18 protein-coding genes and 1 tRNA gene are annotated in these 25,068 nt (G+C 72.8%); 14 read left to right on the plus strand and 5 right to left on the minus strand.

Annotated elements, in window-relative coordinates; genetic code table 11:
• Positions 1-353: 353 nt before the first annotated feature.
• Positions 354-1,331 carry an ROK family protein gene (locus ACGFWJ_RS32910; protein ID WP_392956010.1) on the minus strand — a complete coding sequence of 326 codons (978 nt, stop codon included), beginning with the start codon at positions 1,329-1,331 and terminating at the stop codon, positions 354-356.
• An 807-nt stretch (positions 1,332-2,138) separates the two neighbouring features.
• Here ACGFWJ_RS32910 and ACGFWJ_RS32915 point away from each other — a divergent pair.
• Positions 2,139-3,152 (plus strand): LacI family DNA-binding transcriptional regulator, encoded by a 1,014-nt coding sequence (locus ACGFWJ_RS32915; RefSeq protein WP_392956013.1) that lies wholly within the window; start codon positions 2,139-2,141, stop codon positions 3,150-3,152.
• 494 nt (positions 3,153-3,646) lie between these two features.
• On the plus strand, positions 3,647-5,593 hold the full coding sequence (locus tag ACGFWJ_RS32920) for a transglycosylase domain-containing protein (RefSeq protein WP_392956016.1): 1,947 nt from the start codon (positions 3,647-3,649) through the stop codon (positions 5,591-5,593).
• Between the two features lie 12 nt (positions 5,594-5,605).
• On the opposite strand, the gene ACGFWJ_RS32925 is transcribed toward ACGFWJ_RS32920, so the two are convergent.
• Positions 5,606-6,889, minus strand: coding sequence for a hypothetical protein (locus tag ACGFWJ_RS32925; RefSeq protein WP_392956019.1), 1,284 nt, complete (start codon positions 6,887-6,889; stop codon positions 5,606-5,608).
• Between the two features lie 495 nt (positions 6,890-7,384).
• Here ACGFWJ_RS32925 and ACGFWJ_RS32930 point away from each other — a divergent pair, with 495 nt between their 5' ends.
• Positions 7,385-8,035 carry a hypothetical protein gene (locus ACGFWJ_RS32930; protein ID WP_392956022.1) on the plus strand — a complete coding sequence of 217 codons (651 nt, stop codon included), beginning with the start codon at positions 7,385-7,387 and terminating at the stop codon, positions 8,033-8,035.
• Between the two features lie 167 nt (positions 8,036-8,202).
• The gene (locus ACGFWJ_RS32935; protein WP_392956024.1) at positions 8,203-9,483 is read left to right on the plus strand and encodes an alpha/beta hydrolase family protein; all 1,281 of its coding nucleotides are present in this window, start codon (positions 8,203-8,205) and stop codon (positions 9,481-9,483) included.
• On the opposite strand, the gene ACGFWJ_RS32940 is transcribed toward ACGFWJ_RS32935, so the two are convergent.
• On the minus strand, positions 9,471-11,300 hold the full coding sequence (locus ACGFWJ_RS32940; RefSeq protein WP_392956026.1) for a hypothetical protein: 1,830 nt from the start codon (positions 11,298-11,300) through the stop codon (positions 9,471-9,473). The genes ACGFWJ_RS32935 and ACGFWJ_RS32940 overlap by 13 nt on opposite strands.
• 151 nt (positions 11,301-11,451) lie before the next feature.
• On the opposite strand from ACGFWJ_RS32940, the gene ACGFWJ_RS32945 reads away from it, so the two are divergent.
• The 4 genes from ACGFWJ_RS32945 (at position 11,452) to ACGFWJ_RS32960 (ending at position 16,360) form a co-directional block, all read left to right on the plus strand.
• Positions 11,452-11,889: a hypothetical protein gene (locus ACGFWJ_RS32945; protein WP_392956028.1), complete on the plus strand. Its 438-nt coding sequence runs from the start codon at positions 11,452-11,454 to the stop codon at positions 11,887-11,889.
• Positions 11,890-12,012: 123 nt separating this feature from the next.
• Positions 12,013-14,412, plus strand: a complete 2,400-nt coding sequence (locus ACGFWJ_RS32950; protein WP_392956030.1) for a glycoside hydrolase family 2 protein — start codon at positions 12,013-12,015, stop codon at positions 14,410-14,412.
• A gap of 122 nt (positions 14,413-14,534) precedes the next feature.
• Positions 14,535-15,362 (plus strand): alpha/beta fold hydrolase, encoded by an 828-nt coding sequence (locus ACGFWJ_RS32955; RefSeq protein WP_392956033.1) that lies wholly within the window; start codon positions 14,535-14,537, stop codon positions 15,360-15,362.
• Between the two features lie 56 nt (positions 15,363-15,418).
• Entirely contained in the window at positions 15,419-16,360 is a 942-nt protein-coding gene (locus ACGFWJ_RS32960) for an ADP-ribosylglycohydrolase family protein (RefSeq protein WP_392956036.1), read from the plus strand.
• A gap of 2 nt (positions 16,361-16,362) precedes the next feature.
• Here ACGFWJ_RS32960 and ACGFWJ_RS32965 read toward each other — a convergent pair whose 3' ends face one another.
• Positions 16,363-17,265, minus strand: coding sequence for an aldo/keto reductase (locus tag ACGFWJ_RS32965; protein ID WP_392956039.1), 903 nt, complete (start codon positions 17,263-17,265; stop codon positions 16,363-16,365).
• 311 nt (positions 17,266-17,576) lie between these two features.
• Here ACGFWJ_RS32965 and ACGFWJ_RS32970 point away from each other — a divergent pair, with 311 nt between their 5' ends.
• The 3 genes from ACGFWJ_RS32970 to ACGFWJ_RS32980 all read left to right on the plus strand — a co-directional run bounded on the left by ACGFWJ_RS32970 (position 17,577) and on the right by ACGFWJ_RS32980 (position 19,967).
• The gene (locus ACGFWJ_RS32970) at positions 17,577-18,242 is read left to right on the plus strand and encodes a DedA family protein (protein WP_387642650.1); all 666 of its coding nucleotides are present in this window, start codon (positions 17,577-17,579) and stop codon (positions 18,240-18,242) included.
• 154 nt (positions 18,243-18,396) lie between these two features.
• Positions 18,397-19,080, plus strand: a complete 684-nt coding sequence (locus tag ACGFWJ_RS32975) for an O-methyltransferase (protein ID WP_392956042.1) — start codon at positions 18,397-18,399, stop codon at positions 19,078-19,080.
• 5 nt (positions 19,081-19,085) lie between these two features.
• Positions 19,086-19,967: a Gfo/Idh/MocA family protein gene (locus tag ACGFWJ_RS32980; protein WP_392956044.1), complete on the plus strand. Its 882-nt coding sequence runs from the start codon at positions 19,086-19,088 to the stop codon at positions 19,965-19,967.
• 7 nt (positions 19,968-19,974) lie between these two features.
• On the opposite strand, the gene ACGFWJ_RS32985 is transcribed toward ACGFWJ_RS32980, so the two are convergent.
• Complete coding sequence (locus tag ACGFWJ_RS32985; protein ID WP_387642647.1) at positions 19,975-21,063, minus strand: hypothetical protein; 1,089 nt, start codon at positions 21,061-21,063, stop codon at positions 19,975-19,977.
• Positions 21,064-21,196: 133 nt separating this feature from the next.
• On the opposite strand from ACGFWJ_RS32985, the gene ACGFWJ_RS32990 reads away from it, so the two are divergent.
• The 3 genes from ACGFWJ_RS32990 to ACGFWJ_RS33000 all read left to right on the plus strand — a co-directional run bounded on the left by ACGFWJ_RS32990 (position 21,197) and on the right by ACGFWJ_RS33000 (position 24,958).
• Positions 21,197-21,280: transfer RNA gene (locus ACGFWJ_RS32990), tRNA-Leu, on the plus strand.
• Between the two features lie 346 nt (positions 21,281-21,626).
• Positions 21,627-22,424, plus strand: coding sequence for an ABC transporter ATP-binding protein (locus ACGFWJ_RS32995; protein ID WP_392956048.1), 798 nt, complete (start codon positions 21,627-21,629; stop codon positions 22,422-22,424).
• Complete coding sequence (locus tag ACGFWJ_RS33000) at positions 22,421-24,958, plus strand: FtsX-like permease family protein (RefSeq protein ID WP_392956050.1); 2,538 nt, start codon at positions 22,421-22,423, stop codon at positions 24,956-24,958. Before ACGFWJ_RS32995 ends, ACGFWJ_RS33000 begins: the two co-directional genes overlap by 4 nt.
• Positions 24,959-25,068 lie beyond the last annotated feature (110 nt).

Genomic DNA, 25,068 nt, shown 5'->3' on the forward strand with positions numbered 1-25,068 from the left:
CGAGGGGGATGGGTGGGGCGCGTGGCTGGTCGGTGCGGCAGGAGGTTGCGGTCGGGTGTCGTCGGGGTCAGATGCCGATCGGCAGGCTCGGGCGGGCCAGGGCTGCGGCGCCGAGATGGCCGGCGGTGCCGGGGCGGGTGGGGTGAGGGGGATGGGTGGGGCGCGTGGCTGGTTGGTGCGGCAGGAGGTTGCGGTCGGGTGTCGTCGGGGTCAGATGCCGATCGGCAGGCTCGGGCGGGCCAGGGTTGTGGCGCCGAGGTGGGCGGCGGCGTCGGGGCGGGTGGGGTGAGGGGGATGGGTGGGGCGCGTGGCTGGTCGGTGCGGCAGGAGGTTGCGGTGGGGCGTCGTTGGGGTCAGATGCCGGTCGGCAGGCTCGGGCGGGCCAGGGCCGCGGCGCCGATGAGGCCGGCGTCGGTGCCGAGGTGGGCGGGGGCGAGGGTGAGGTGGCGGGTGAAGGGGAGGGTCGCGTAGGAGGAGAGGTGGCGGGCGAGGGGTGCGAAGAGGACGTCGCCCGCGTTGGCGACGCCGCCGCCGATCACGGCGACGTCGAGTTCGACCAGGGTGGCGGTGGCGGCGATGCCGGCGGCGAGGGCGCGGGCGGCGCGGTCGAAGGCGGCCAGGGCGAGCGGGTCGCCGGACTCGGCGGCGCGGGCGACGCCGGTGGCGGTGGTGTCGCCGTCCGGGCCGGGGCGCCAGCCGCTCTCGGTGGCGGTGCGGGCGATGGCCGTGCCGGAGGCGAGCCCTTCGAGGCAGCCGCGCGAGCCGCACGGGCAGGGGCGGCCCTCGAAGTCGACGCTGATGTGGCCGAGATGGCCGGCGTTGCCGGTGGTGCCGGTGTGCAACCGTCCGTCCAGGACGAGTCCGGCGCCGACGCCGGTGGAGACCACCAGGCAGAGCGCGTTGCGGTACGGACGGGCCGCGCCGCGCCAGTGTTCGGCGGCGGTCATCGCGACCCCGTCCCCGCCGAGAACCACCGGCAGGTCGCCGACGGCAGGGTGCGCGGCGGCCTCCGCGCGCAGCGGAAAGCCGCGCCAGCCCGGCAGGTTGACGGGGCTGACGGTGCCTTCGGCGATGTCGACCGGCCCCGCGCTTCCGATGCCGAGCGCCCGCACCCGGCCCCACTCGGGCCGCCCGGCCAGGTCGTCCAGGACGCGTGTGACGGCGGCCATCAGCTGGTGCCGGTCGCCGGTTGCCGGGGTCGGCACCTGGAGACGGTGCAGCAGGGTGCCCCGGGTGTCGACCAGGCCGCCGGCGATCTTCGTGCCGCCGATGTCCAGCGCCGCGAGCAGCGGTTCGTCGGGGGTCGCGGTGCCGGCCGGGGGGTGGCTCATGGTGACGTCTCCACAGGTGGGACGGGGAGCGCCGTGGTGCGTGGCAGGGCGCCGTCGGATCGGGTCCTGCGATTCTGACCGCCTCTGACAACGTTGTCCAGCGCGAGTCGGCTGCCGCGGGCCGGGGCCGGGGCCGGGACCGGGTGCATGGACGGTCGGCGGTGGCGGACGCGTCAGCCCACGGTCGAGCGGCCAGCTGCCAGGTCAGGGTGGTGGCGGGGTGGGCGAGTTGGGGTGGGGTGAGGCCGGAGTGGGGGCGGTGTTGTCGGGGCGCGCTGTCGGCGGCGGGTGGCGGTCGGGTGATGGGCCAGGGTGCCAGGTCAGGGTGGGTGGCGGGTGGGCGAGTTGGGGTGGGGTGAGGCCGGAGCGGGGCCGGTGTCGCGGGCCGAGGCCGGGGCTGGGGCCGGGGCCGGGTGCATGGACGGTCGGCGGTGGCGGACGCGTCAGCCCACGGTCGAGCGGCCAGCTGCCAGGTCAGGGTGGTGGCGGGGCGGGCGAGTTGGGGTGAGGCCGGAGTGGGGGCGGTGTTGCGGGGGCAGGCGCGTGGGCGGGCGTTGGCGGCGGTGCGGGTCAGCCTGTGGTCGTGTGCTCGGGGCGCGCTGTCGGCGGCGGGTGGCGGTCGGGTGCCAGGTCAGGGTGGTGGCGGGGTGGCCGAGTTGGGGCGAGGCAGAGACGGGCTGTTCCCCGGCCTGCTCGACGCCGTCCTCGCCGGAGCGCGCCGAAGCGAAGCACGCCGGGCAGGCTCGGTTGCAGCGGGCTGAGGCCCGATCGGAGCGGGCCGGAGGTACCCGCACTATTCTCCGTGGCATGACGAGCAGCCTCCGCACCGGTGTCCGACCGACCATGAAGGACGTTGCCGCGGCGGCCGGGGTCGGGCTGAAGACCGTCTCCCGGGTGGTCAACGGGGAGCCCGGGGTGACGGCCGGGACGGCGGGGCGGGTGCGGGAGGCGATCGAGGCGCTCGGGTTCCGGCGCAACGACAGTGCGAGGCTGCTGCGGACCGGGCGCACCGCGAGCGTCGCGCTGCTGCTGGAGGACATCAGCGACCCGTTCTCCTCCGCGCTGTCCCGGGCCGTCGAGCAGGTCGCGGCGGCGGAGGGGTGCCTGCTGTTCACCGGTTCCAGCGACGAACAGGCCGACCGGGAGCGGGAGTTGGCGCTCGCGTTCTGCGCGCGCCGGGTGGACGGGCTGATCGTCGTGCCGGCCGGGGACGACCACCGGTACCTGCTGCCGGAGATCGAGTCCGGCACGCCCGTGGTGTTCCTCGACCGCCCCGCCGGCGGCATCGACGCGGACGCGGTGCTCAGCGACAACGCGGGCGGCGCCCGCTGCGGCACCGAGCACCTGATCGCCCACGGCCACCGCCGGATCGGCTACATCGGCGACCAGCGGGCCATCCACACCGCCGCCGAACGCGAACGCGGATACCGTGCCGCGATGGCCGGGGCCGGGCTTCCGGTGGACGAACGCTGGGTGGACTGCGGCCCCACCGACCGCGCCCGGGTCGGCGAGGCGGTGCGCCGTCTCACCACCGGACCGGACGCCGTCACCGCGCTGTTCACCGCCAACAACCGCGTCACCCTGGCCGCTCTGCACAACCTCCCCGCCGATCACCGCCCGGCCGTGGTCGGCTTCGACGACCTGGAGCTCGCCGACCTGCTCACCCCCGGCCTCACCGTGGTCGCCCAGGACCCGGCCGCCCTCGGCACCCTCGCCGCCCGCCGCCTGTTCGCCCGCCTGGCCGGGGACGCCGGTGCGCCCACACGGCTGGAGCTCCCCACCACGCTGATTCCCCGGGGTTCGGGCGAGATCCGCCCCTGATCTGTCCTGTCCGGCACGGGAGATGACCGGGTCGAGCAAGTGCCGCTGATCCGCGCGGATCCGGCCCGCCGGCAGGTCGAGTAGCCACGGGGATGAGGGTGCCGGGTCGTCGTGGCCGCCGTCTCCAGGACCTTCAGCACGCCCGTCGCCTGGCGCGAGCGGCGAAGAGCGCGAGCGGCGAAGAGCGCGACGGTACCAGAGGCGGCGGGCGGGCCGTGAGGGCCGGAGCCTGACGGGTGGGCGTGGTGATGATCACACCGGACGGGTTGACACCTGCGGGGTGCTGGGCGCGTCCACAGTGAGGGAGAGATTTGCCAGTCGAGCAGATCGGGGAACGCATGGTGTCCGGCGAGCCGAACGAAGCGGTCGGGGCAGAGGGAACGGAAACGGACGGGTCGGCGGTACGCGCCAGGCGATGGCCCGTCCGGACACCGAAGTCGAGACCGCGTCGGGACGCGGGACACGAGGGTGCCGAACAGGGCGCCCGGCGTCGGTTGTCGAAGCTGCGCCCGGACTACCCGCGCACCGGCCGCAGCGGCTTGCGGCGCTGGCTCCCGTCGTGGCGTCAACTGCTGCTGCTGGCAACGGGAAGCGTCGGCGTGCTGACCGTCGCGGCCGTGGTGATGTACATCCGGACGGACATTCCCAAGGACCTCAACGCGTTCGCCACCCAGCAGAACAACGTCTTCTACTGGGCGGACGGCACCGAGATGGCCCGCATCGGCCTGGTCAACCGGCAGGACGTGCCGCTGGAGCAGGTGCCCGAGCAGGTGCAGTGGGCGGTGCTCGCGGCAGAGAACGAGGACTTCTACTCCGACCCCGGAGTCTCGTTCAAGGGCATCGCCCGGGCGTTCTACCGGATGGGGTCGGGCGGTGACACCCAGGGCGGTTCGACCATCACCCAGCAGTACGTGAAGAACGCCTACCTGAACCAGCGCCAGGACTTCTCCCGCAAACTCGACGAGGCGTTCATCGCCCTCAAGCTCGACCAGCAGGTCGAGAAGCAGGACATCCTCAGCGGCTACCTGAACATCAGCTGGTTCGGCCGCGGCAGCTACGGCATCGAGCGGGCCGCGCAGGCCTACTACGGCAAGGACGTGGACCAACTCAACGCCAGCGAAGGCGCGTTCCTGGCCGCCGTGCTGAAGGGCGCGTCGCTGTACGACCCCGCGCTCGGCGGCGAGAACCGGGCCCGGGCGGTGGAACGGTGGGGCTGGATCCTGGACCGGATGGTCAAGATCGGGAAGCTGTCCGCCGAGGAACGCGCCCGCTACACCGTCTTCCCCGAACCGCAGGCCCCGCCGCAACAGGCCGGCCTGAGCGGGCAGACCGGCTACCTGGTCGACCTGGCGAAGAGCTACGCGCAGAGCCACGCCGAGATCTCCCCGGCCCAGTTCGACCTCGGCGGCTACCAGATCTACACCACCTTCGAGAAGCCCCGGCAGACCGCGCTCACCCAGGCCGTCCAGGACGCCGCGAAGAACCTCGACCCCGAGCACCGCCCCGCCGACCAGAACGTCCACCTCGGCGCGGCCTCCGTCAACGCGGACGGGCGCATCCTGGCCGTCTACGGCGGACCCGACTACCTGAAACAGGGCTTCAACAACGCCAACACCGTGAACGTGCCCGCCGGTTCGGCCTTCACCCCGCTGGTGTACGCCGCCGGCCTCGACCAGGGCGTCCAGCGCGAACGGCAAGGACCCAGGGCGCCCGTGCAACCCACCACCAGCTACAACGGCGACAACGGCGTTGACCTCCAGACCCCCGAAGGCCCCTACTGGGCACGCGACGGGAAGAAGGCCAAGTCCGCCAACGACGGCGACCGCAACTGGGGCCCCATCAGCCTGCGGACCGCCGTCGAACAGTCCGTCAACGGCCCGATGCAGCAACTCGGCATGGACATCGGCCTCGACAACGTCCGCAAGAGCGCCCTCGGCTTCGGGCTCCTCCCCGACAGCCTGGGCGACCTCACCCCCGGCTTCTCGCTCGGCAACTCCACGCCCAGCGCGATCCGGCTGGCCGACGCCTACACCGCCTTCGGCGGACAGGGCATGCGCACCGACCCCTACTCCGTCGACCGGATCAGCCGCAACGGCGACGGCCTCGCCGTCGAACGCCCCACCGCCGTCCGGGCCGCGCCCGCACGCGTCGCCACCGAAGTCGACAACGCGCTGCGCGGGGCGGTCAAGGACGGCACCGGCAAGGAGGTCGGCCAGGCCGTCCCCGGCGCCGCCGGAAAGACCGGCGTCAACCAGGCCCGGACAGCAGGTTGGTTCGTCGGCTACCGGGGCGCCGTCACCACCGCCGTCTCACTGTTCCGGATGGACACCAAGACGCTCGAACTCCTCCCCCTGGCCGGGGTGGCCGGAGCCGCCCCGACCACCCCCGACTACACCACCCCCGCCGGGATCTGGGCCGCCTACATGAAAGCGACAGGATGATGCCGCCGCGGGCTACTTGAGGTAGGTCGGCCAGTCCGGCGCCTGGGCCGGATCGAGCCGGCGGAGCTGGTCCAGGACCTTCGGGTCCTGGGCATCCAGCCAGTCGGCGAGCTCCTTGAACGACACACAGCGCACGTCCTGCTTCTTGCAGACGGACTTCATCACGTCCTCGATCGCCTGCATGTAGATGCCGCCGTTCCAGGTCTCGAAGTGGTTCCCGATGAACAGCGGCGCCCGGCTGCCGTTGTAGACCCGCGCGAACCCGTCCAGGTAACCGTCGCGGGTCTGCTTCTCCCAGGCGTTGTACTTCTTCGGATCGCCGTGGGTGCTGTCGCCGGACTGATTGGCCAGGAAGTTGAAGTCCATCGACAGCACCTGGGTGTCACCGAACGGCAGCAGCTGGAGCGGAAAGTTCCACACCCCGCTGTTCTTCGACGGCCACACCTGGAACTCGCCCGGAGAACTCGCGTCGTACCGCCAACCCAGCTCCTTCTCGGCCGGTATCAGGTTCTTCTGCCCCTCCAGGCACGGCGCGCGGCCCCCCGCGAGATCCTTCCGGTAGTCGAACGGCAGCGGCGCCTCGCCCGCGAACCCGGTGTTGGTCTTCCAGTCGGTGACGAACGAGACGGCCTGGTCGATCTCGCTGCGCCATTCGTCGGTGCTCCAGTCGCCGCCGCCCTTCGGGCCGCAGAAATGGCCGTTGAAGTGGGTACCGATCTCGTTGCCGTCCTGCCAGGCCAGCCGCAGCTGATTGAGCGTGTCCTTCACGTGCTGCTCGGTCGGGAAGGAGATGGCCGCGCTGCCCGCGTCGTGCTGCGGCGGCCGGTAGAGCCCGTGCTTCTTCTCCGGGAGCAGGTAGATCCCGGAGAGGAAGAAGGTCATGGTCGCGTTGTTCTCCTTCGCCAGCTTCCGGAACCGGGAGAACAGGTGGTCGTCGTTCTCCAGTGCGCCGTCCCACGAGAACACCACGAACTGCGGTGGCTTCTCCCCGGGTTTGAGCTTCTCGATCTTCAACTGGTTGGGCTGCGGCCCCGCGTCGGAGGTGGACCCGTCGCCCAGCACCCTCACCTTGCCGTCCCAGGACGGGGACGGGGACGGGCTCGCCGGGGGCGAGGCGGTGCCCGGCGCCGTGGTCTCCGGGTTGGTCGCGGAGAGCGACTGCTGCACCGGGGCGCTACTGCCACCCGTGGTCAGCCCCACCGCGAGCGCCGTGACCGCCCCGACCGCGACCACACCCGCCGCGACCTGAGCCGATCTGACCCGCCCCCTGCTGCCCGCCCGCTTGCCGTCCGTCATCGCTCGCCGTCCCCTCCGCCGTACGGCCGCCCGGCTGGCGGGCCGTCCGATCGGTATGACGTTCTGGAAGATCGAAACGTTTACTGATCCGGCCGATTTAGGTGACTGATGGCTCGTCATGTTGCTTGTGGTGGTCGGGAGTTGTGCGCTTCCTGTGGTGGCGGTGGGTGTGTTTGAGGTGGGCATGTGTTGATGTGTGGTGTCGGACTGGCAAGTCCTGCCCGCGGCGGGGGACGCGGCGGGCACATTGTCGTCGATATGCTCCGCGGGTGCCTCTGAAGCGTTCGGACCTGGTCGATGTGGGAGCGGCGTTCGACCTCGTGGGTGCGGAGCCGCAGGTGTTCGCCGTCGGCGGGGCCACGGGGAGTGCGTGGACCGGCGGCGAGCTCGACAGCTGCGAGTTGGCAATCGACCCGCCGTTGAGCCGCGAGATTCTCCATCGTCCGGCCGACCGTCGCACCACCCGGCCTGCCGGGGCTCGGTTGGCTCGACCATGTGGACTCGGAGCCGGGAAGGGCGCTGGAGCTCTTCGTCACGGGCTGGCACCCGGAGGCGGTTGAACCGCGGGCGGTCGGCGAGATACCCCGCTCCATTCCGCCCGCACTGGCCGACTTCTACCGGCTCGCGGAGAGGTACCCGGACATCCTGGGGGGCCAGAACCGGATCAGGTCGGTCGGCGCGGTGCGTCCCGACAGCAGCGCGGGCTTCCTGGTCTTCGCCGACGAGAACCAGGGCGGGTGGGACTGGTCGATCCCGTGGGAGGTCGATGCCACGAACAGCGACCCGGCGGTGTGGGTCGGCGAGTTGGGCGGGGCCACCGTTCTGGAGCAGGAGCCGCTGAGCAGGTACCTGCTGCAGTTCTCGCTCTACGAGGCGGCCTCGACCGCCCCGTACAGTGCTGCCTTGCGGAACTTCCCCGAGCACCTGCTGCCCATGCTGGGGCCCTGCCTGCAGGGCGTGCCGCTACGGACGTTCATGGCTCCCGTCGCGCCGACCGACTTCCTGGTCGGACCGGGCATCGTTGCCGGCGTCTCGCCGAGCTATTTCAACGAGGACGAGGTCGACGTCTGGGTCGGCGCCCGCCACCGCAGCGCACTGCGTCCGCTGCTCGAACTCGGCCTGCAATGGCGGTGGTTCGAGGGGTAGCTGTGAGCACGCCGGGAGCTTCGGTGAAGACCGGTGCCGCAGGAGTGTCATACCGGAGTAGCCCCATGCGAGTTGGCTCCGCAGTATGACGGCTTCGTACCCGTCCCACCCGTACCTTCTCACCCGTGCCGAAGAGCGCACGGGGAACGAGAGCAAGGGGACGGGCGATGCGCAGGCGGGGACGGGCGATGGCGGCGGCGGTGCTGGCGGCGACGGTGGCGCTGGGTGTGGTCGGGGCTTCCGGCGGGGTGGCGGTGGCGCAGGCGCCGGGGTCGGGCGGGCGGTTGGCGACGGCGGCGTTGCCGGTGCCGACGGGGCCGTTCGCGGTGGGGACGACCAGCGTGCACCTGGTGGATCAGGGGCGGGAGGATCCGTGGAAGGCCGGGCGGGCCCGGGAGTTGATGATCAGCATCTGGTACCCGACCGGGCGGGCCGCGCCGGGCGGTGAGCGGGCGGCGTACATGACGCCCGACGCGGGGGCGCACTTCGGCAGTGCCGGGAGTGCCGGGCAGATGAACCAGGGCTTCGAGGCCGACCGCACCGACTGGTCGGGTGTGCGCACGCACGCTCGGGTCGATGTGCCGGCGGTGCCGGGCAAGGCCCGGCCGGTGGTGTTGTACTCGGCGGGGCTGGGGGACCCGCGGACCTGGGGTACCGGGCTGGTGGAGGATCTGGCATCGCGCGGCTACGTCGTGGTGACGGTCGACCACACCTGGGAGGCGTCCGAAGTGTCGCTCCCGAACGGTGAGTTGGCCACCTCGATAGTCGCGGGGATGTTCGGTCAGCCGGGCCTGGACTTCGGTGCGCTGCTGCGCAAAATGATCGGCACTCGGGTGGACGACACCAAGTTCGTTCTGGACGAGCTGGCGCGGCTGAAGAACTCCGGCACGTTGCCGCCCGGCGTCGGCGCCGCGCTCGACCTCGACCGGGTCGGCATGGTCGGCCACTCCGGCGGCGGCTCCACCGCCCTTCAGGCCATGCACGACGACCCCCGGATCAAGGCGGCCGTCAACATGGACGGGCAGCTGCACTTCCCCGGCCCGGACGGGAACACCGGCGTCTATCTGACCGACGTGGCCGAGAAGGGCCTGGACCGCCCGTTCCTGCTGCTCGGCACCCGGAACGACGACTCCGGCCCCTACCAGAAGCAGCCCGGCTGGGACGCCCTGTGGCAGCACAGCACCGGCTGGCACGCCGACTTCACCCTCGACGGCTCCCGCCACGGCTCGTACACCGACGCCGAATCCCTGCTGCCGCAACTCGCCCGCCAGGGTGCGATCTCCACCGAGGCGCTGCGCGGCGACATCGGGGACATCCGACCTGAGCGGGCGGTGCTCGCGACCCGGACGTACGTCGGCAGCTTCTTCGACCGCTGGCTGCGCGGCCACGACGACCACCTGCTGGACGGGCCCTCGGGGAGCTTCCCGGAGATGGTCTACGAGCCCTGACCGGCCAGCAAGTTCAGTGCCAGCGTGCGGAGTTGGTGGTCGGCGTGGCCGCCGCCGGTGGAGGCGAGAGGGCCGTCGGCGGCCAGACGGTGCGGGGAGAAGGCGAGGGCGCGGAGGGTGGGACGGAGGGAGTCGGGGAGGTGGCCGGTGGTGGCGAGGGAACGGAGGGCGGAGAGACCCAGGTCGGTGGGGGCAACCAGGTAGGCCAGGACGGGAGTTGCCAGGGTGGGTGAGCCGGACAGGCGGTGGTGGGCGTCGGCGGCGGCGAACCGGATGTAGTCGCGGGCGGTCAGCAGCGGTTCGAGCAACGACAGGAGCGGTGCGGCGGCCGGGCCGAGGGAGGACAACTCGTCGGCGCACCAACGGGGTTGGGGAGATGAGCTGAGCAGCTCGCGGAACGCGGCGAGCGCGGGTGCGGCGTCGCCCGTCAGACGGTGGCGGGCGACGGTGGCGGCGATCCGGAGCGAGGAGTCCTCGCTGCGGGCGGCGGTGGCGAGGTGGTCGAGCAACTCCGGCCCGACGGTGCCGAGTTGGCCGAGAGCCCGGGCCGCGGCGACGGCGAGGTAGCTGGCGCCCTTGCGCAGGCAGTCGAGCAGTTCGGGCACGGCCGCGCGGGCAGGCTTGCCGAGCGCCGGGAGAGCGGCGATCAGGTGCAGGTCGGGGGCGGTGGCGAGCCGGCGGCGGATCAGTGGAACGATCCGGTCCGTTGGCATCAACCGGGCTGCCTCCGCCAGCAGTTGGGGATCGGAGTGGGGCGACAGCAGATCGAGGGCGCGCGGGTCGCGGGCGCGGACCAGGCCGAGCAGGGCGGACGGGTCGGTGGCCGCGTGAGCGAACAGGGTGTCGCGGAGGGTGGCGTGCGGGGCGGGCAGGCGCTCGATCCAGTGGGCGATGGTGCGCAGGTGGGCGGAGACGCCGTCTCGCTGGTGGGGGAGGGCGGCCAACAGCAGGTCCAGCACCTCGAGTTCGCGGTCGCGCCAGGTCTCGACGATGCGTTCGGCCAGCCAGGTGCCCCGGGTGCCCTGGTCGCCGGCGGCGATCCAGCGGGCCGCGACCGCCAGTGCCGCGTCCGGGTCGCGGGCGAGCAGGCGGGTCAGCCGGTTGTCCAGGGTCCGGCCGTTCGCCCACGGCATGTCCCACGGCGGGCGCGCACCGTCGACGGCGAAGGTCTCGACCAGCTCGGGCGGGTACGGCGGGCCGTCGAGCTCGGCCGCCAACACGGCGGCGGCCAGCCGCACTTCGGGCACGTCGGAGGCGGACGTCGGCCGCCCCGGCGCGCCGAGGGTCAGCAGCGCGTCGGCGCGCACCTCGGGCACGGGGTCGTTCTCGAACAGCTCGCCGATCCGGGCCGTGACGTCGGCGGCGAGGTCCGGCGGCAGGAGGTCGGCGACGGCGGCGACCACCCGCAGGGCGGCCTGCCGGAGCTCCGAATCGGCGTCGGTCAGGCAGGGCAGCAGGTCGGGCAGCACCCGGCACAGCTCCGCGCAGACCCCGGACACCGGGCTGCGCCCCCAGCGGGCCGAACCGACCTGGCCAGGCTCGTGATCGGCCATCATCGCGAGCAGCAACAGCACATCGACCCGGCGGCCCGCTCCGTGCCGCGCGGCGTGCGCGAGGAACGGGACGGCGGGGCCGGACGCCGCGTAGACGTCGCCCTGGTGATAGACCGTGCCGAACAGCTCGTACACCGCCTCGTCGAGCGCCGCCGGCTCCGACGCGTACAGGCCTCGGATCAACTCGGGGACGTCCTCGGCCGAGCCGTACGCGTGCGAGAGTTCCGCCCAGTCGACCTGGTCGAGTTCGTCCGGCGACCTCATGCTGCGCGCTCCTCGGGTGGATCGGGTACGGCCGGACCCTATCCGAGGGTCAGGACAGCGGCGCAGACAACACCGACGGATCGAATTCGGGTGCGCAAGTGGATCGCCATCGTGGAGTGTTGGGCCAGGTGATCAACAAGGGGGGCGCACAATGACTGGGACCGTACCGGCGGAGCAAGCTGTTCTGGAGCTGCTCGGGCCGCACTTCTCGACGCCGTTGGCCCGCCCCGAGATCGGGCCCGGCTGGCGGCAGCTGGTGATCGACTGTCATCGGGCGGTTGTCGCGGAGTTCCCCGACTACGAACTCGGCGCCGTGAAGCAGAAGTTCGCCGTGCTGGCCTTTCAGGCCTCGCCGAGGCCGTGGAAGCAGGGCGGCAACCGGAGCAGCGCCGAGTCCGATCGCCTCCGGAGAATCGTCGAGACCTTCGCCGCCCGCAGCGCGTCGATCTGCGAGCGGTGCGGCGCGGTCGGCCTCAGGCGCGAGGGGAGGCGGAGCACGCTCACGCTGTGCTACCCGTGCGAACTGGCCGTTCCCCGGGACCTGAAGTGGCCGTGGCCGCTCCCGGACGACCCGGAGGTCTCGCCGTAGCGAGACCGGGACGGCGTCGCGGCCCGGCCGCGCTCGACGGCCCGACCGGTTCGTGGACAGGCCTGACGGGGCGGGGTTACCGTGCTGCTCGCGCTGCACATCTGCGATCGAGGAGCCGCCCCGATGATGGACACCACCCCGCTCGACCAGGGCTGGAACCTGCACCACGAAGGGGAGTTGCTGCCCGCAGCGGTACCCGGCTGCGTCCACACCGACCTGCTGGCGGCGGGGCTGATCCCCGACCCGTACCTGGGCGACAACGAGCTGGCCGTGGCCTGGGTCGGCCGCCGCGACTGGACGTACAGCCTCGACGTGCCCGCCGACGGCGGCGCCCACGAGCGCACCGACCTGGTCTTCGAGGGCCTGGACACCGTCGCCACCGTCACCCTCGGCGGCGTCGAACTCGGCACCACCCGCAACATGCACCGCAGCCACCGCTTCGACGCCACCGGCCTGGCAGGCGAGTTGACGGTGCGTTTCACCAGCGCCTACACGGAGGCCGAGCGGGTCCGCGGACTGGTCGGGGAGCGGCCCAACGAGTACCCGGAGCCGTTCCAGTACATCCGCAAGATGGCCAGCAGCTTCGGCTGGGACTGGGGCCCGACGCTGCCCACCGCCGGCATCTGGAAGCCCGTCCGGTTCGAGCGGTGGTCCACCGCCCGGATCGCGACCGTCCGCCCGCTGATCACCGCCGACGGCACCACCGGCCGGGTCGAACTGCACCTCACCGTCGAGCGCACGGCGACCGGCGCCGGCCGTCCGCTCACCGCCCGCGCCACCGTCGCGGGTGCGCAGGCAGAGGCGACCTTCGACGGCGACACCGCCGTGCTCGTGCTGGAAGCCGCCGACGTCGAACGGTGGTGGCCGCGCGGCTACGGCGACCAGCCCCGCTACGAACTCGCCCTCACCCTCAGCGACGGCGAGAACCAACTCGACACCTGGCAGCGGCAGATCGGCTTCCGCACCGTCGAGCTGCACCGAACCCCCGACGCCGCCGGCACCCCCTTCACGCTGGCCGTCAACGGTGAGCCGCTGTTCGTCCGGGGCGCCAACTGGATCCCCGACGACACCCTGATCACCCGCGTCACCCCCGCCCGCTACCGCACCCGCCTGCTGCAGGCCGTCGATGCCAACGTCGACCTGATCCGGGTCTGGGGCGGCGGCATCTACGAGCAGGACGCGTTCTACGACCTCTGCGACGAACTCGGCCTGCTGGTCTGGCAGGACTTCCCGTTCGCCTGCGCCGCCTACCCCGAGGAGCAGCCCCTGCGCGGCGAGATCGAGGCCGAGGCCCGCGACAACGTGGTCCGCCTGATGCCGCACCCCTCGCTGGTGCTGTGGAACGGCAACAACGAGAACCAGTGGGGCTTCCGCGACTGGGGCTGGGAGGAGAAGCTGAACGGCGACTCCTGGGGCGAGGGCTACTACCTCGGCCTGCTGCCCCGGATCGTCGCCGAACTCGACCCCACCCGCCCCTACTCCGCCGGCAGCCCCTGGTCCGGCAGTTGGGACCACCACCCCAACGACGTCGACCACGGCACCCACCACTCCTGGGACGTCTGGAACCGCGAGGACTACGCCGAATACCGCGCCACCGTCCCCCGGTTCGTCGCCGAATTCGGCTGGCAGGCCCCACCCGCCCACGCCACCCTCCGCCGCGCCCTGCCCGGCGAAACCCTCGCCGCCGACTCGCCCGGCATGCTGCACCACCAGAAGGCCGGCGACGGCAACGGCAAACTCCGCCGCGGCCTGGAACGGCACTTCGACGTCCCCACCGACTTCGACCGCTGGCACTACCTCACCCAGGTGACCCAGGCCCGCGCCATCGCCACCGGCATCGAACACTGGCGCTCCCACTGGCCGCACTGCGCCGGCACCATCGTCTGGCAGCTCAACGACTGCTGGCCGGTCTCCTCCTGGGCCGCCATCGACGGCGACGGCCGGCTCAAGCCCCTGCACCACGAACTGCGCCGCCTGTACGCCGACCGGCTGCTCACCCTCCAGCCCGCCGACCGCGACGGCGCACCCCGCACCGCCCTGGTCAACCAGTCCGCCGAGCCGTGGACCACCACCCTCCACCTGCGCCGCCTCGACACCGCCGGCCGGCTGCTCACCGAGCACACCGAACAGGTCACCGTCGCGCCCAGCGCCGTCCACGAACTTCCGCTGCCGGAAGGCATGTTGACGGACGAAGGGGCGACCAAGGAGTACCTGGTGGCGGACGCGGACGGCCTGCGCGCCGTGCACATCCCCGTCCCCGACAAGCAATTCGCCTACCCGCAGCCCGAGTTCGACCTCGACGTGACGGACGCCGGGGACGGCGCGGTGGACGTCCGGATCACCGCCCGCACGCTGCTCCGCGACCTGCTGCTCCAGCCCGACCGCCTGCACCCCGCCGCCACCGCCGACCGGGGCCTGACCACGCTGCTCCCCGGCGAGCAGGTGACCATCCGGGTGCACGGCGCGGGCACCCCGAGCGCCGAGGAGGTGCGGCAGGCGGTGTTCTGCGTCGAGCCGTCGTGACCGCGCGGGTGCGGCCGTTGAGCTGAGCCGCCGTGCGGGCCCGGCCCGGTTCTGCCTTGAATGGGCGAGGTGCCCGCCGTTCCGTACGGGAGCGGGCACCGGCCCAGGATCGGAGAACGCACATGCCCCACTGCACGACCCGCGACGGTGTGGAGCTCTTCTACAAGGACTGGGGCCACGGCCGCCCCGTCGTCTTCCTGCACGGCTGGCCGCTCAACGGCGACGCCTGGCAGGACCAGCTGAAGGCCGTCGCCGAGGCCGGATTCCGCGGCATCGCCCACGACCGCCGCGGCCACGGCCGCTCCACCCCCGTCTGGGACGGCTACGACTTCGACACCTTCGCCGACGACCTCAACGACCTGCTCACCAGCCTCGACCTGCGGGACGTCACCCTGGTCGCGCACTCCATGGGCGGCGGCGAACTCGCCCGCTACATCGGCCGGCACGGCACCTCCCGGGTGAAGTCCGCCGTCCTGCTCTCCGCCGTCACCCCACTTCTGGCGCAGGGACCGGACAACCCCGAAGGCGTGCCCGCCGGCGTCCTCGACTCGCTCAAGGCCGGCATCCTGCGCGACCGCGCCCAGTTCTGGAAGGACACCGCCGTCCCCTTCTTCGGCGCCAACCGCGTCCACACCAAGGCCACCCAGGGCAACCTGGACGCGTTCTGGTTCATGGGGATGGCGGAGACCATCAAGGGCGCCGTCGAATGCGTGGACGCGTTCGGCTACACGGACTTCCACGCCGACCTGAAGAAGTTCGACATCCCGCTGCTGGTGGTGCACGGCGACGACGACCAGGTCGTCCCGATCGACGCGACCGGCCGCAAGACCGCCGCCCTCGTCCGCGGCGCGGTGCTCAAGGTGTACGAGGGCGGGTCGCACGGCCTGGCGATGGTGACCGGCGACAAGGAGCGCTTCAACCAGGACCTGCTCGAGTTCCTGAAGTCCTGACGGGCGGGCGGGAAATGCGGTGGGCCGGCGGGGGAGCGGCTGCCAGGATGACCGCCATGACGACCACCACCACCACCATCACCGCCCGGCAGGCTGCGCGCGACGCCCTGGAGGGGGTGGCCCTCGGCGACGCGTTCGGCGAGCGCTGGTTCAAGCTGTTCCGCGCGCCCGCCGAGGCGATCGAGCAGATTCGGGCCCGCCGGACGCCCGAGGAGTCGCCCTGGCACTGGACGGACGACACCGCGATGGCGCTGGCCGTCCACCGCGCGCTGATCGACCAGGACGGCGTCAACCGCACCCAGCTCGCCGCGATGTTCGGCGCCACCTTCCTCGCCGACCCGGGCCGCGGCTACGGCTACGGCATGAAGCGGCTGCTGCCCGTCCTCGCCGAACACCCCGAGCGGTGGGTGACGGAGGCCCGCGAACTGTTCGACGGGCAGGGCAGCCTCGGCAACGGCGCGGCGATGCGGGTCGCCCCGCTCGGCGCCTGGTTCGCCGAGGACCTCGACGAGGTCGTTGAGCAGGCCGAGTACTCCGCCGAGGTCACCCACGCCCACCCCGAGGGCATCGCCGGGGCCGTCGCCGTCGCCCTGGCCGCCGCGTTCGCCGCCCGCGGCCGGGTGCTGGGCGACGGTCCGGCCGGGGCGGACCTGCTGCACGAGGTCGCCGCCCGCACCCCCGACGGGCTGATCCGCGACGGCGTCGCGGCCGCCGCCGCACTGCCCGCCGCCACCGAGCCCTGGCGGGCGGCCGACCTGCTCGGCAACGGACAGCGGATCCGCGCCTCCGACACCGTCCCGTTCGCCCTCTGGTCCGCCGCCCACCACCTCGACAGCCTCCCCGACGCACTCTGGACCACCGCGGAGGGCCTCGGCGACGTCGACACCACCTGCGCCATCACCGGCGGCGTGGTCGCCGCCCGCACCGGCCTGGCCGACGTCCCGCCCGCGTGGCTCCAGCGCCGCGAGGGCCTGCCGGCCTGGGTGGCGGAAGGCTGAGCTCAGGCGGTCGGGTCGGCGTCCAGCGCGGCGAGTTGGGCGGGGGTCAGGCGAAGCGTCGCGGCGGCGAGGTTCTCGGCGAGGTGGGCGGGGTTGGTGGTGCCCGGGATGGCGAGGACGTGGGGGCCGCGGTGCAGGGTCCAGGCGAGGCGGACCTGGGCGGGGGTGGCGTCGAGTTCGGTGGCGACGGCGGCGACCCGGCGGTCCTGTTCGGCGGCCGCGGCGGCCTCCCGGTGCAGGCCGGCGATGGCGAAGAACGGGACGAAGGCGATGCCCAGTTCGGCGCAGAGCCCGAGTACGCCGGTGTCCTCGGCCCGCCGCCAGTCCAGTCCGAAGGAGTTCTGCACGCACACCACGGGGGCGATCGTCCGTGCCTCCCGGATGTGCTCGGGGCGGACGTTGGACAGCCCGAGGTGCCGGATCAGCCCGGCCTCGCGCAGTTCGGCCAGCGCGCCCCAGTGCTCGGCGACCGAGGCGCAGTCGGGGCCGTTGCGGCGCAGGTTGACGACATCCAGGTGGTCGCGGCCGAGCTGGCGCAGGTTCTCCTCGACCTGGCCGCGCAGCTCGTCCGGCCGCGCCATGGTCTGCCACTCGCCGGACGGGGTGCGCCCGGGCCCGACCTTGGTGACCACCACCACCTCGTGGCCCCGCCAGGAGCCGAGCGCCCGGTTGATCAACTCGTTGGCGGAGCGCAGCGGCGAGAAGTAGAAGGAGGCCGTGTCGACGTGGTTGACGCCCTGCTCGAACGCGGTGTGCAGGAGCCGGACGGCGTGCCCGCGGTCGATCGGGGCGCCGTCGGAGTTGCCCATCATGCCGTTGCCGGTCAGCCGCATCGCGCCGTAGCCGATCCGGTTCACCTCCAGATCGCCGAGCTGCCAGGTGCCTGCCGCCGCTGCCATCGTCATGCGTCCTCCCCGGGATTGCTGCTGTTCGGAGACGGAGTATGGGGCGCTGGGAGGAGCCGGGAACAGGCCCGGCGGGTGCGCGGAACGTCACCCGCCGAGCGGGAACGAATCGGCCGGGGCCGGGAGTTGGACCGGGTGTGGGTGAGCGGGTGGGGAGCACCCGGGACGGTCGCTGACGTGCGGTGCAGGCAGCCGCTCGGCCTGCGGCCCGGGAGCGGCTAGGCTGGCCCGGTTCGGGCCTTTACCGAAGCTTTTCCCGTGTGCCGCCGCGTGTCGGCCGCCTGTCCCTGCCCCGACGGAGGTACTCCGCCTTGCACCTCGACCAGTGGATCGAGAGCGTTCCACCGACCTCGGTGTACGTGATCATCGGCCTGATCATCGGACTGGAGAGTCTGGGCATTCCGCTGCCCGGAGAGATCGCCCTGGTCTCCTCCGCCCTCCTCGCCGCCAAGGGCATCGTCAGCCCGTGGGGCGTCGCGGGCTGCGCGATCGCCGGCGCGATCATCGGTGACTCGATCGGCTACGCGATCGGCCACAAGGGCGGCCGGCCGCTGTTCGAGAAACTCGGCCGCAGGTTCCCCAAGCACTTCGGGCCCGATCATCTCGCCACCGCCGAGCGCGCGTTCCACCGCTGGGGCATGTGGGCGGTCTTCTTCGGCCGTTTCATCGCTCTGCTGCGCATCTTCGCGGGCCCGCTGGCCGGCACCCTGCGGATGCCGTACTGGAAGTTCCTGATCGCCAACGTGCTGGGCGGCGTGGTCTGGGCGGGCGGCACCACGCTGCTGGTCTACCAGGTCGGCAAGGTCGCCGAGCAGTACCTGAAGGGCGCCTCGTACATCGGCCTCGCCGCCGCCGCGGTGTTCGGCGTCGGCTCGGCGCTGGTGCTCAAGTGGCGGGCGAAGAAGTCCCGGGCCGCGCACCCCGAGCAGTCCGGCGGCAAGAGCGGCGAGCCGCTCTCCGAGACGCTCGTCGACTGATCTTTTCCGCTGCACCGAGGCCGCCCCGTCCGCACCGGACGCGGCGGCCTCGTCGCGTCCGGGCCCAAAGCGGTGGTGGCCTCGTCGCGTCCGGCGTCGCGACCCAAAGGGCAGGGAGTAGGGTCGCACCGCGAAGCGATCACGGAGGTGGGGAATGAGCCCGCAGGACAACCCGCAGCAGCTCTGGACGGCGGTGGACGACTGGGCCGCCGCCCGGCTGATCGGTGAGGACGAGGTGCTGGACGCGGCGCTCGAGGCCGCCGACCGGGCCGGGCTGCCGCAGATCGCGGTGGCCGCCAACCAGGGCAAGCTGCTGCACCTGCTGGCCCGGATGCAGGGCGCCCGGCGGATCCTGGAGATCGGCACGCTGGCCGGCTACAGCGCGATCTGGCTGGCCCGCGCGCTGCCCGCCGGCGGCACCCTGACCACGCTGGAGATCGACCCGGCGCACGCCGAGGTCGCCACCGCCAACCTGCGCCGGGCCGGCCTCGCCGACCGCGTCGAGGTCCGGCTCGGCGCGGCCCGCGACACCCTGCGGCAGCTCACCGAGGAGGGCGTCGAGCCCTACGACCTGGTGTTCGTGGACGCCGACAAGCCGAACATCCCGCACTACCTGGAGGCGTCGCTGGCGCTCACCCGGCCCGGCTCGGTGATCGTGGTCGACAACGTGGTGCGCGGCGGCAGGCTCGCCGACGAGGAGAGCAGCGACGAGGCCGTGCGCGGCGTCCAGCAGCTGCACGAACTGCTCGCCGGGGACAAGCGGTTGGACGCCACCACCGTGCAGACCGTCGGCCGCAAGGGCTACGACGGTTTCACCCTGATCCGGGTGGAGGGCTGAGCACCGTGCGGATCGGACTGCTCGGCACCGGCCCCTGGGCGGGCCTGGTGCACGCCCCGGCGCTGGCCGCCCACCCCGACGTCGAGTTCGCCGGCGTGTGGGGCCGCCGCCCCGAGGCCGCCGCCGAACTCGCCGCCGCGCACGGCGTGCCCGGGTACGCGGCGGTGGACGACCTGCTGGCGGCGGTGGACGCCGTCGCCATCGCGCTGCCGCCGGACGTGCAGGCCGAGTACGCGGTGCGCGCCGCCGCGGCCGGCAAGCACCTGCTGCTCGACAAGCCGGTCGCCGCGACGGTGGACGCCGCCCGCGCCGTCGAGGACGCGGCCGCCGCGGCCGGCGTCGCCTCGGTGGTGTTCTTCACCGTCCGGTTCGACGGTGCGCAGGGCCCCTGGATCGACGAACAGGCCGAGCGGGGCGGCTGGTTCACTGCGCACTGCCACTGGATCGGCTCGGTGTTCACCACCGACAGCCCCTACGCGGTCTCCCCGTGGCGGCAGCAGAAGGGCGCGCTGTGGGACGTCGGCCCGCACGCCCTGTCGGTGCTGATGCCCGCCCTCGGCGACGTCGAACACGTCACCGCCGCGCCCGGCCCCGGCGACACCGCGCACCTGATCCTGCGGCACGAGGGCGGCGCGTCCAGCACCGTCACGCTCAGCCTGACCGCCCCGCCCGAGGCCTCCGCGCTCGGCGCGGGCGCCGAACTGCGCGGCGCCTCCGGCGTCACCCGCCTCCCCGACCGGGACGGCCCGCCCACCACCGCGTACGGCCGCGCCCTGGACGCGCTGCTGGCGTCCGCCGCGACCGGCACCCCGCACCCGTGCGACGTCCGGTTCGGGCGGCGGGTGGTGGAGGTGCTGGCACAGGCCGAGGAACTGCTGGTCAAGTAGAACCGATTCAGGGGTTGGCCGGTCGGCGGTCCGCCGGGCGGCGCGGTGGGATCGGGGTGGCGGGGAAGTCCCGCGGCCCCGTCCACAGCGCCGGCACCGCGTCCGCGCGGCGGGCCAACTCGTAGGCGATCGACTCGTAGTTGACCCGCCAGCCGCGGAAGTGCGGCCAGGCGTCCACGATCGGCCGCTCCAGCCGCACCCCGGCGGCCGTCACCATCGCCACCGCCGCGTCGAACTCCGCGAAGGTCAGCCGGATCGGCTCCTCCGGCTCCGGGTCCGGTTCGAACGGGATCCGCAGCGCGGTCGCGATGTCGCGCAGCGCCGTGAACCCGGCCCGCAGCATCAGCCGGGCCTCCGGCGGGGCCGAGCGCGGGTTCAGCGCCAACTGCATCGCGGCCGCGTCCATCACCGCGATCAGGCCCACGATCCAGCTGCGGTACGGCTGCGGGGAGCGGAACGCGATCAGCACCGGGTAGTTGGAGTGCCCCTCGCCGAGATCCGCCGCCAGCCGCTCCCAGTCCCGGTACAGCTCCGGCAGCCCGGCCTCCGTCCCCACCAGCGTCTGCCGGGCCAGCAGTTCCGGCCCCCAGGCCGGCTCGCCCGCCCGCGACTGGAGCAGCGTGACCTCCAACTCCCGCCGGTTGTACGCCGAGTACAGCGTCGGCAGGTAGGCGATCAGCAGCGCGATGATCAGCGGGCCGTTGGCCGCCGCGAGGAAGTCGAGCACCGACAGGTGCAGCCGGTCGCCGCTGGCGAAGCCGAGCGTGAACAGGCTCGACCCGGCCTCCCGGAACGCCACGTGCCACGGCAGTTCGGACGTCCCTATCAACAGCAGGGTGTACGCGGTCAACGTGAACAGCAGCCAGCAGCCCAGCATCCCGAGCAGGGTCAGCGGCGCCAGCCAGGTCTGCGCCCGGTCGATCGCCCGGTACCCACCGAACGGCGCCGCCACCACCCGCACCACCACCCGCAGCGAGGACCACAGCCGGATCGCCATCGCCGAGTACAGCCCGCGCGGCACCACCAGCGTCCGCAGGATGCTGGCCGCCGTCCAGACCAGCAGCGCGACTCCGGCCACGGTGAAGATCACTCTCATCCGGCCATTGTGACGCCCCACCAGCCCCGCCCGGTCCGCGACGGCTCCGGGCCGGTCAGAACGGCCCCCGGAGATGGGGTAAGCTTCTCAGCAGGTCGAACGGAGCAAATGAGCCACCGACGACTACACCCTTGCGCGGGTGGCGGAATAGGCAGACGCGCTGGATTCAGGTTCCAGTGCCCGAAAGGGCGTGGGGGTTCAACTCCCCCCTCGCGCACAGCGAAGGTCAATTGACCTTTTGAGGCCGGTCGACTCGACACATGTCGGGTTGACCGGCCTCTTTGCTTTGCGGGAAGTGAGTCGGTGGGCTCGCGTTCCGTTCTCGCGTTCCGTTCTCGCATTCCGCGGCGCTTGCCGTTACTTCGTCGGCTCCCCGTTTCTCCCGGTAGTACCACGGTATGACGGGCCGATTGGCTCTGGGGAGTGACGCCCGGCCCGATGCCGTCTTCCTACAGTCCTCCCGCACGGCGGTTCCGGACGGCGCGTCAGGCCGACACCGCCCGAGCACGGGCACCCACCGGAATCCCCGTCGCACGTCGTTGAACAGCAAGGAAAGGCACATCATGGCACTGCGCCGCGACCGCACACAGGTCGAGCGACCGCACTCCGCGCACCCGGCGATCGAGCTGCGCGACCTGTGGCGGAGCCACGGCCGGGGCGAATCCGTCGTGCACGCGCTGCGCGGCGTCGATCTGGCCCTGCCGCGCGGGAGTTTCACCGCCGTGATGGGGCCGTCCGGGTCGGGGAAGAGCACGTTCCTGCAGTGTGCGGCCGGGCTGGACCGGCCGAGTTCGGGCAAGGTGCTGCTCGGCGGGACGGAGCTCACCGAGCTGGACGAGGACCGGCTGACCGAGCTGCGGCGCAGCCGGATCGGGTTCGTGTTCCAGTCGTTCAACCTCCTGCCGTCACTGACGGTGCGCCAGAACGTGCTGTTGCCGCAGCGGCTCGCCGGTGGGCGTCAGGACCGGCCCAGGGCAGAGGAGTTGTTGGTCCGGGTCGGCCTGGGAGGCTTCGGCGGGCGTCGTCCGGGCCAGCTGTCCGGCGGGCAGCAGCAGCGGGTGGCGATCGCTCGTGCGCTGATCACCGAACCCGAGGTGGTGTTCGCGGACGAGCCGACCGGGGCGCTGGACACGCGGTCGGCCCAGGAGGTGCTGGCGCTGCTGCGGCAGGCGGTGGACGGGACGGGGGCGACGGTGGTGATGGTCACCCACGATCCGGTGGCCGCCTCGTACGCGGACCGGGTGCTGTTCCTCTCCGGCGGCGCGATCGTCGACGAGTTGTGGCGTCCCGAGCCGAGGGCGGTGGCCGGCCGGATGCTCTCGCTCACGGCGGCGGGCAGCTGTGCGGGAGCGGCGGCGTGAGCAACGGTCTGGCCCGTGCCGCGGTGCGCTTCAGGCCCGCGTCCTTCGCGGGCAGCTTCATCGCGTTGCTGTTCGCTGCCGCGATCATCACCGCCTGCGGCACCTTGCTGCAGAGCGGTGTCACGGCGCGTCTCGCGCCCGAGCGCTACGCGCGTACACCGGTGGTGGTGGCCGGTGACCCGTACGTCCGGGTCAGTGTCAAGCACGACAGGAGCACCGAGGAGAAGGAGACGGCGCTTCCTGAACGCGCGCGGGTGGACGCCGGATCGGCCGCACGCATCGCGGCCCTTCCCGGGGTTGCCGCCGCGGTACCGGACCTGGCCTTTCCGGTGCAGTCCCCGGCGGTGCCGACGCTGACCGGTCGAGGCTACGCGTCGATCGGCCTCACCGACCCGGCCGCGGCGGAACTGGTCGAGGGGCGCGCCCCAGGTGCTGGCGAGGTGGTGCTGGACGAGACCACCGCGCGGACCGCGAAACTGCGTACCGGTGACCGGGTCGAGCTCATCACGCCGGCGGGCACCGACACCTACCGCGTCTGCGGCCTCGCCGACGCGCGGGCCGGCCGCGGCAGCGCATGGTTCGCCGACCCGGTGGCGGACCGCCTTGCCGGGCACCCAGGCCGGGCGGACGCCATCGCCGTCACTCCGCGCGAGGGCGTGCCGGTACGCGAACTCGCTTCGAAGGTGCGGGAGACGGTCGGCGAATCCGCCAAGGTGTTCACCGGCGACGACCGTGCGACGGTGGAACAGCCCGGACTGCTCCAGGCCCGGGAGATCCTGATCGGCCTCGGCGGCTCCTTCGGCGGGACCGCCACCCTGACCGCCGTCTTCGTGGTGATGGGCACGATCGCCCTCGCCACCGGGCAGCGCGCCCGCGAGTTCGCCCTGCTTCGCGCGATCGGCGCGACCCCGCGCCAGATCCGCCGCACCATCGCGACCGAGGCGCTACTGATCGCTCCGCTCGCTGCGGCCCTGGGCGCGGTACCGGGGATCGCACTGGCCCGCTGGTGGTTCGACCAGCTGGTGGCGCGCGGCGCGGTGCCGAAGGGAGTCGCACTCGACACTGGCCCACTGCCCGTCCTGGTCGCGGCCGTCCTGAGCCTGCTGGCCGCACTGGCCGCCGGCGGGCTGGCCGCCCAACGGCCGGCCCGGCTCCGGCCGAGCCAGGCCCTGGGCGAGGCCGCAGTGGAGCGCGCCCGCCCTGGGAAGGCGCGCACGGTCATCGGCCTGGTCGCGCTGGCGGGCGGCCTGGTGCTGACCGGGGTCGCGAACGATCTGAACGGTGCCGGTGCCGCCAACACCGCGCTCGGCATGGTCATGTGCTTCCTGCTCGCGGTCGCCCTGCTCGGCCCGTATGTCGCGCAGGTCTGCACCGGCTTGCTGGGCCTGCCCCTGCGGTCGGGCCGCGCCGGCGCCTCCGGCTCCCTCGCAGCCGACAACACCAGGGCCCATGCTCGTCGGTTGGCCTCCGCGATCATCCCGATCGTCATGGTCATCGCGTTCTGCGGAACCCTTCTGCTCCTGCAGGGCACCGTCCGGCACGTCTCCGGCGAGCAGGTGCGCGACGGGATCGTTGCCGACCAGGTGCTCGGCTCGGCCGGCGCCGGCCTGCCGGCCGACACCGTCGAACACGCCGCCCGGGTCCCCGGAGTGGCGACGGCAGTCGGTGTGATCCGCACCGGCGTGGTCCACGGCTCCGGCCAGGACCTCGCCTCGTCGGCGGCACTCGGGGTATCCGGTGATCTGACGCACCTCCCCGAGGTCCTCGATCTCGGCGCCCGCAGTGGCTCGCTGGGCGCCCTCGCCGAATCGGCCGACACCGTCGCCCTCTCCGCCACACTCGCCGACAGCCTGCACGTCAAGGTCGGCGACCGCGTCCCGCTCCGGCTCGGCGACGGCACCCAGGTGACGCCGAAGCTCGTCGCGACCTACGAACGCGGGCTGGGCTTCGGACAGGTGGTCCTGCCCCGGGCCGCCGTGGCCGGCCATGTGAACGCCGCCTTCGACAGCCACGTCCTGGTGAGCGACGCACCCGGTGCCGAACGCGCCCAGATGGCAGAGCGGTTGGCGAAGCTCGCGGCCCCGGGCCTGACCGTCACGAACGCCGCCGGCTTCGCCGCGCAGACGGACCGCAACCAGCAGGTCACCTCCTGGGCGAACACCGTGATGGCCGCCGTCCTCGGCGGATTCGCGGCCGTCGCCGCCGCCAACACCCTGACGATGACCGTCCTCGACCGCCGCCGGGAAGTCGGACTGCTGCGGCTCGCCGGCGCCACCCGCCGCCAGGTCCGCGACATGATGCGCTGGGAGGCGCTGCTGGTGGCCGCCACCGGACTGACAGTCGGTGGCGGCATCGCCTGGCTCACCCTGGTACCGATCACCCGGGGTGTCACGGGTGCCGCACCCCACGTGCCACTCACCACCGTCCTGCCGCTGGCCGCCGGAACGATCCTCCTCAGCCTCGCCGCAACCGCCGTCCCGACCCGGGGGCTGCTTCGCACCCACCCGGTACGGGCAGCAGCGGACCGGCAGTAGACAGCCGCTGTCGAAACGGCGCCGGATCCCGGCGCCGTCCGCGGCCTCGACGAACCCCTGCCCCGCATCCCCGGCGGGCCCGCCCCGGTGCTCGACCGAGGTGACGTCAT

Source organism: Kitasatospora sp. NPDC048407, assembly GCF_043200475.1.
GTDB lineage: Bacteria > Actinomycetota > Actinomycetes > Streptomycetales > Streptomycetaceae > Kitasatospora.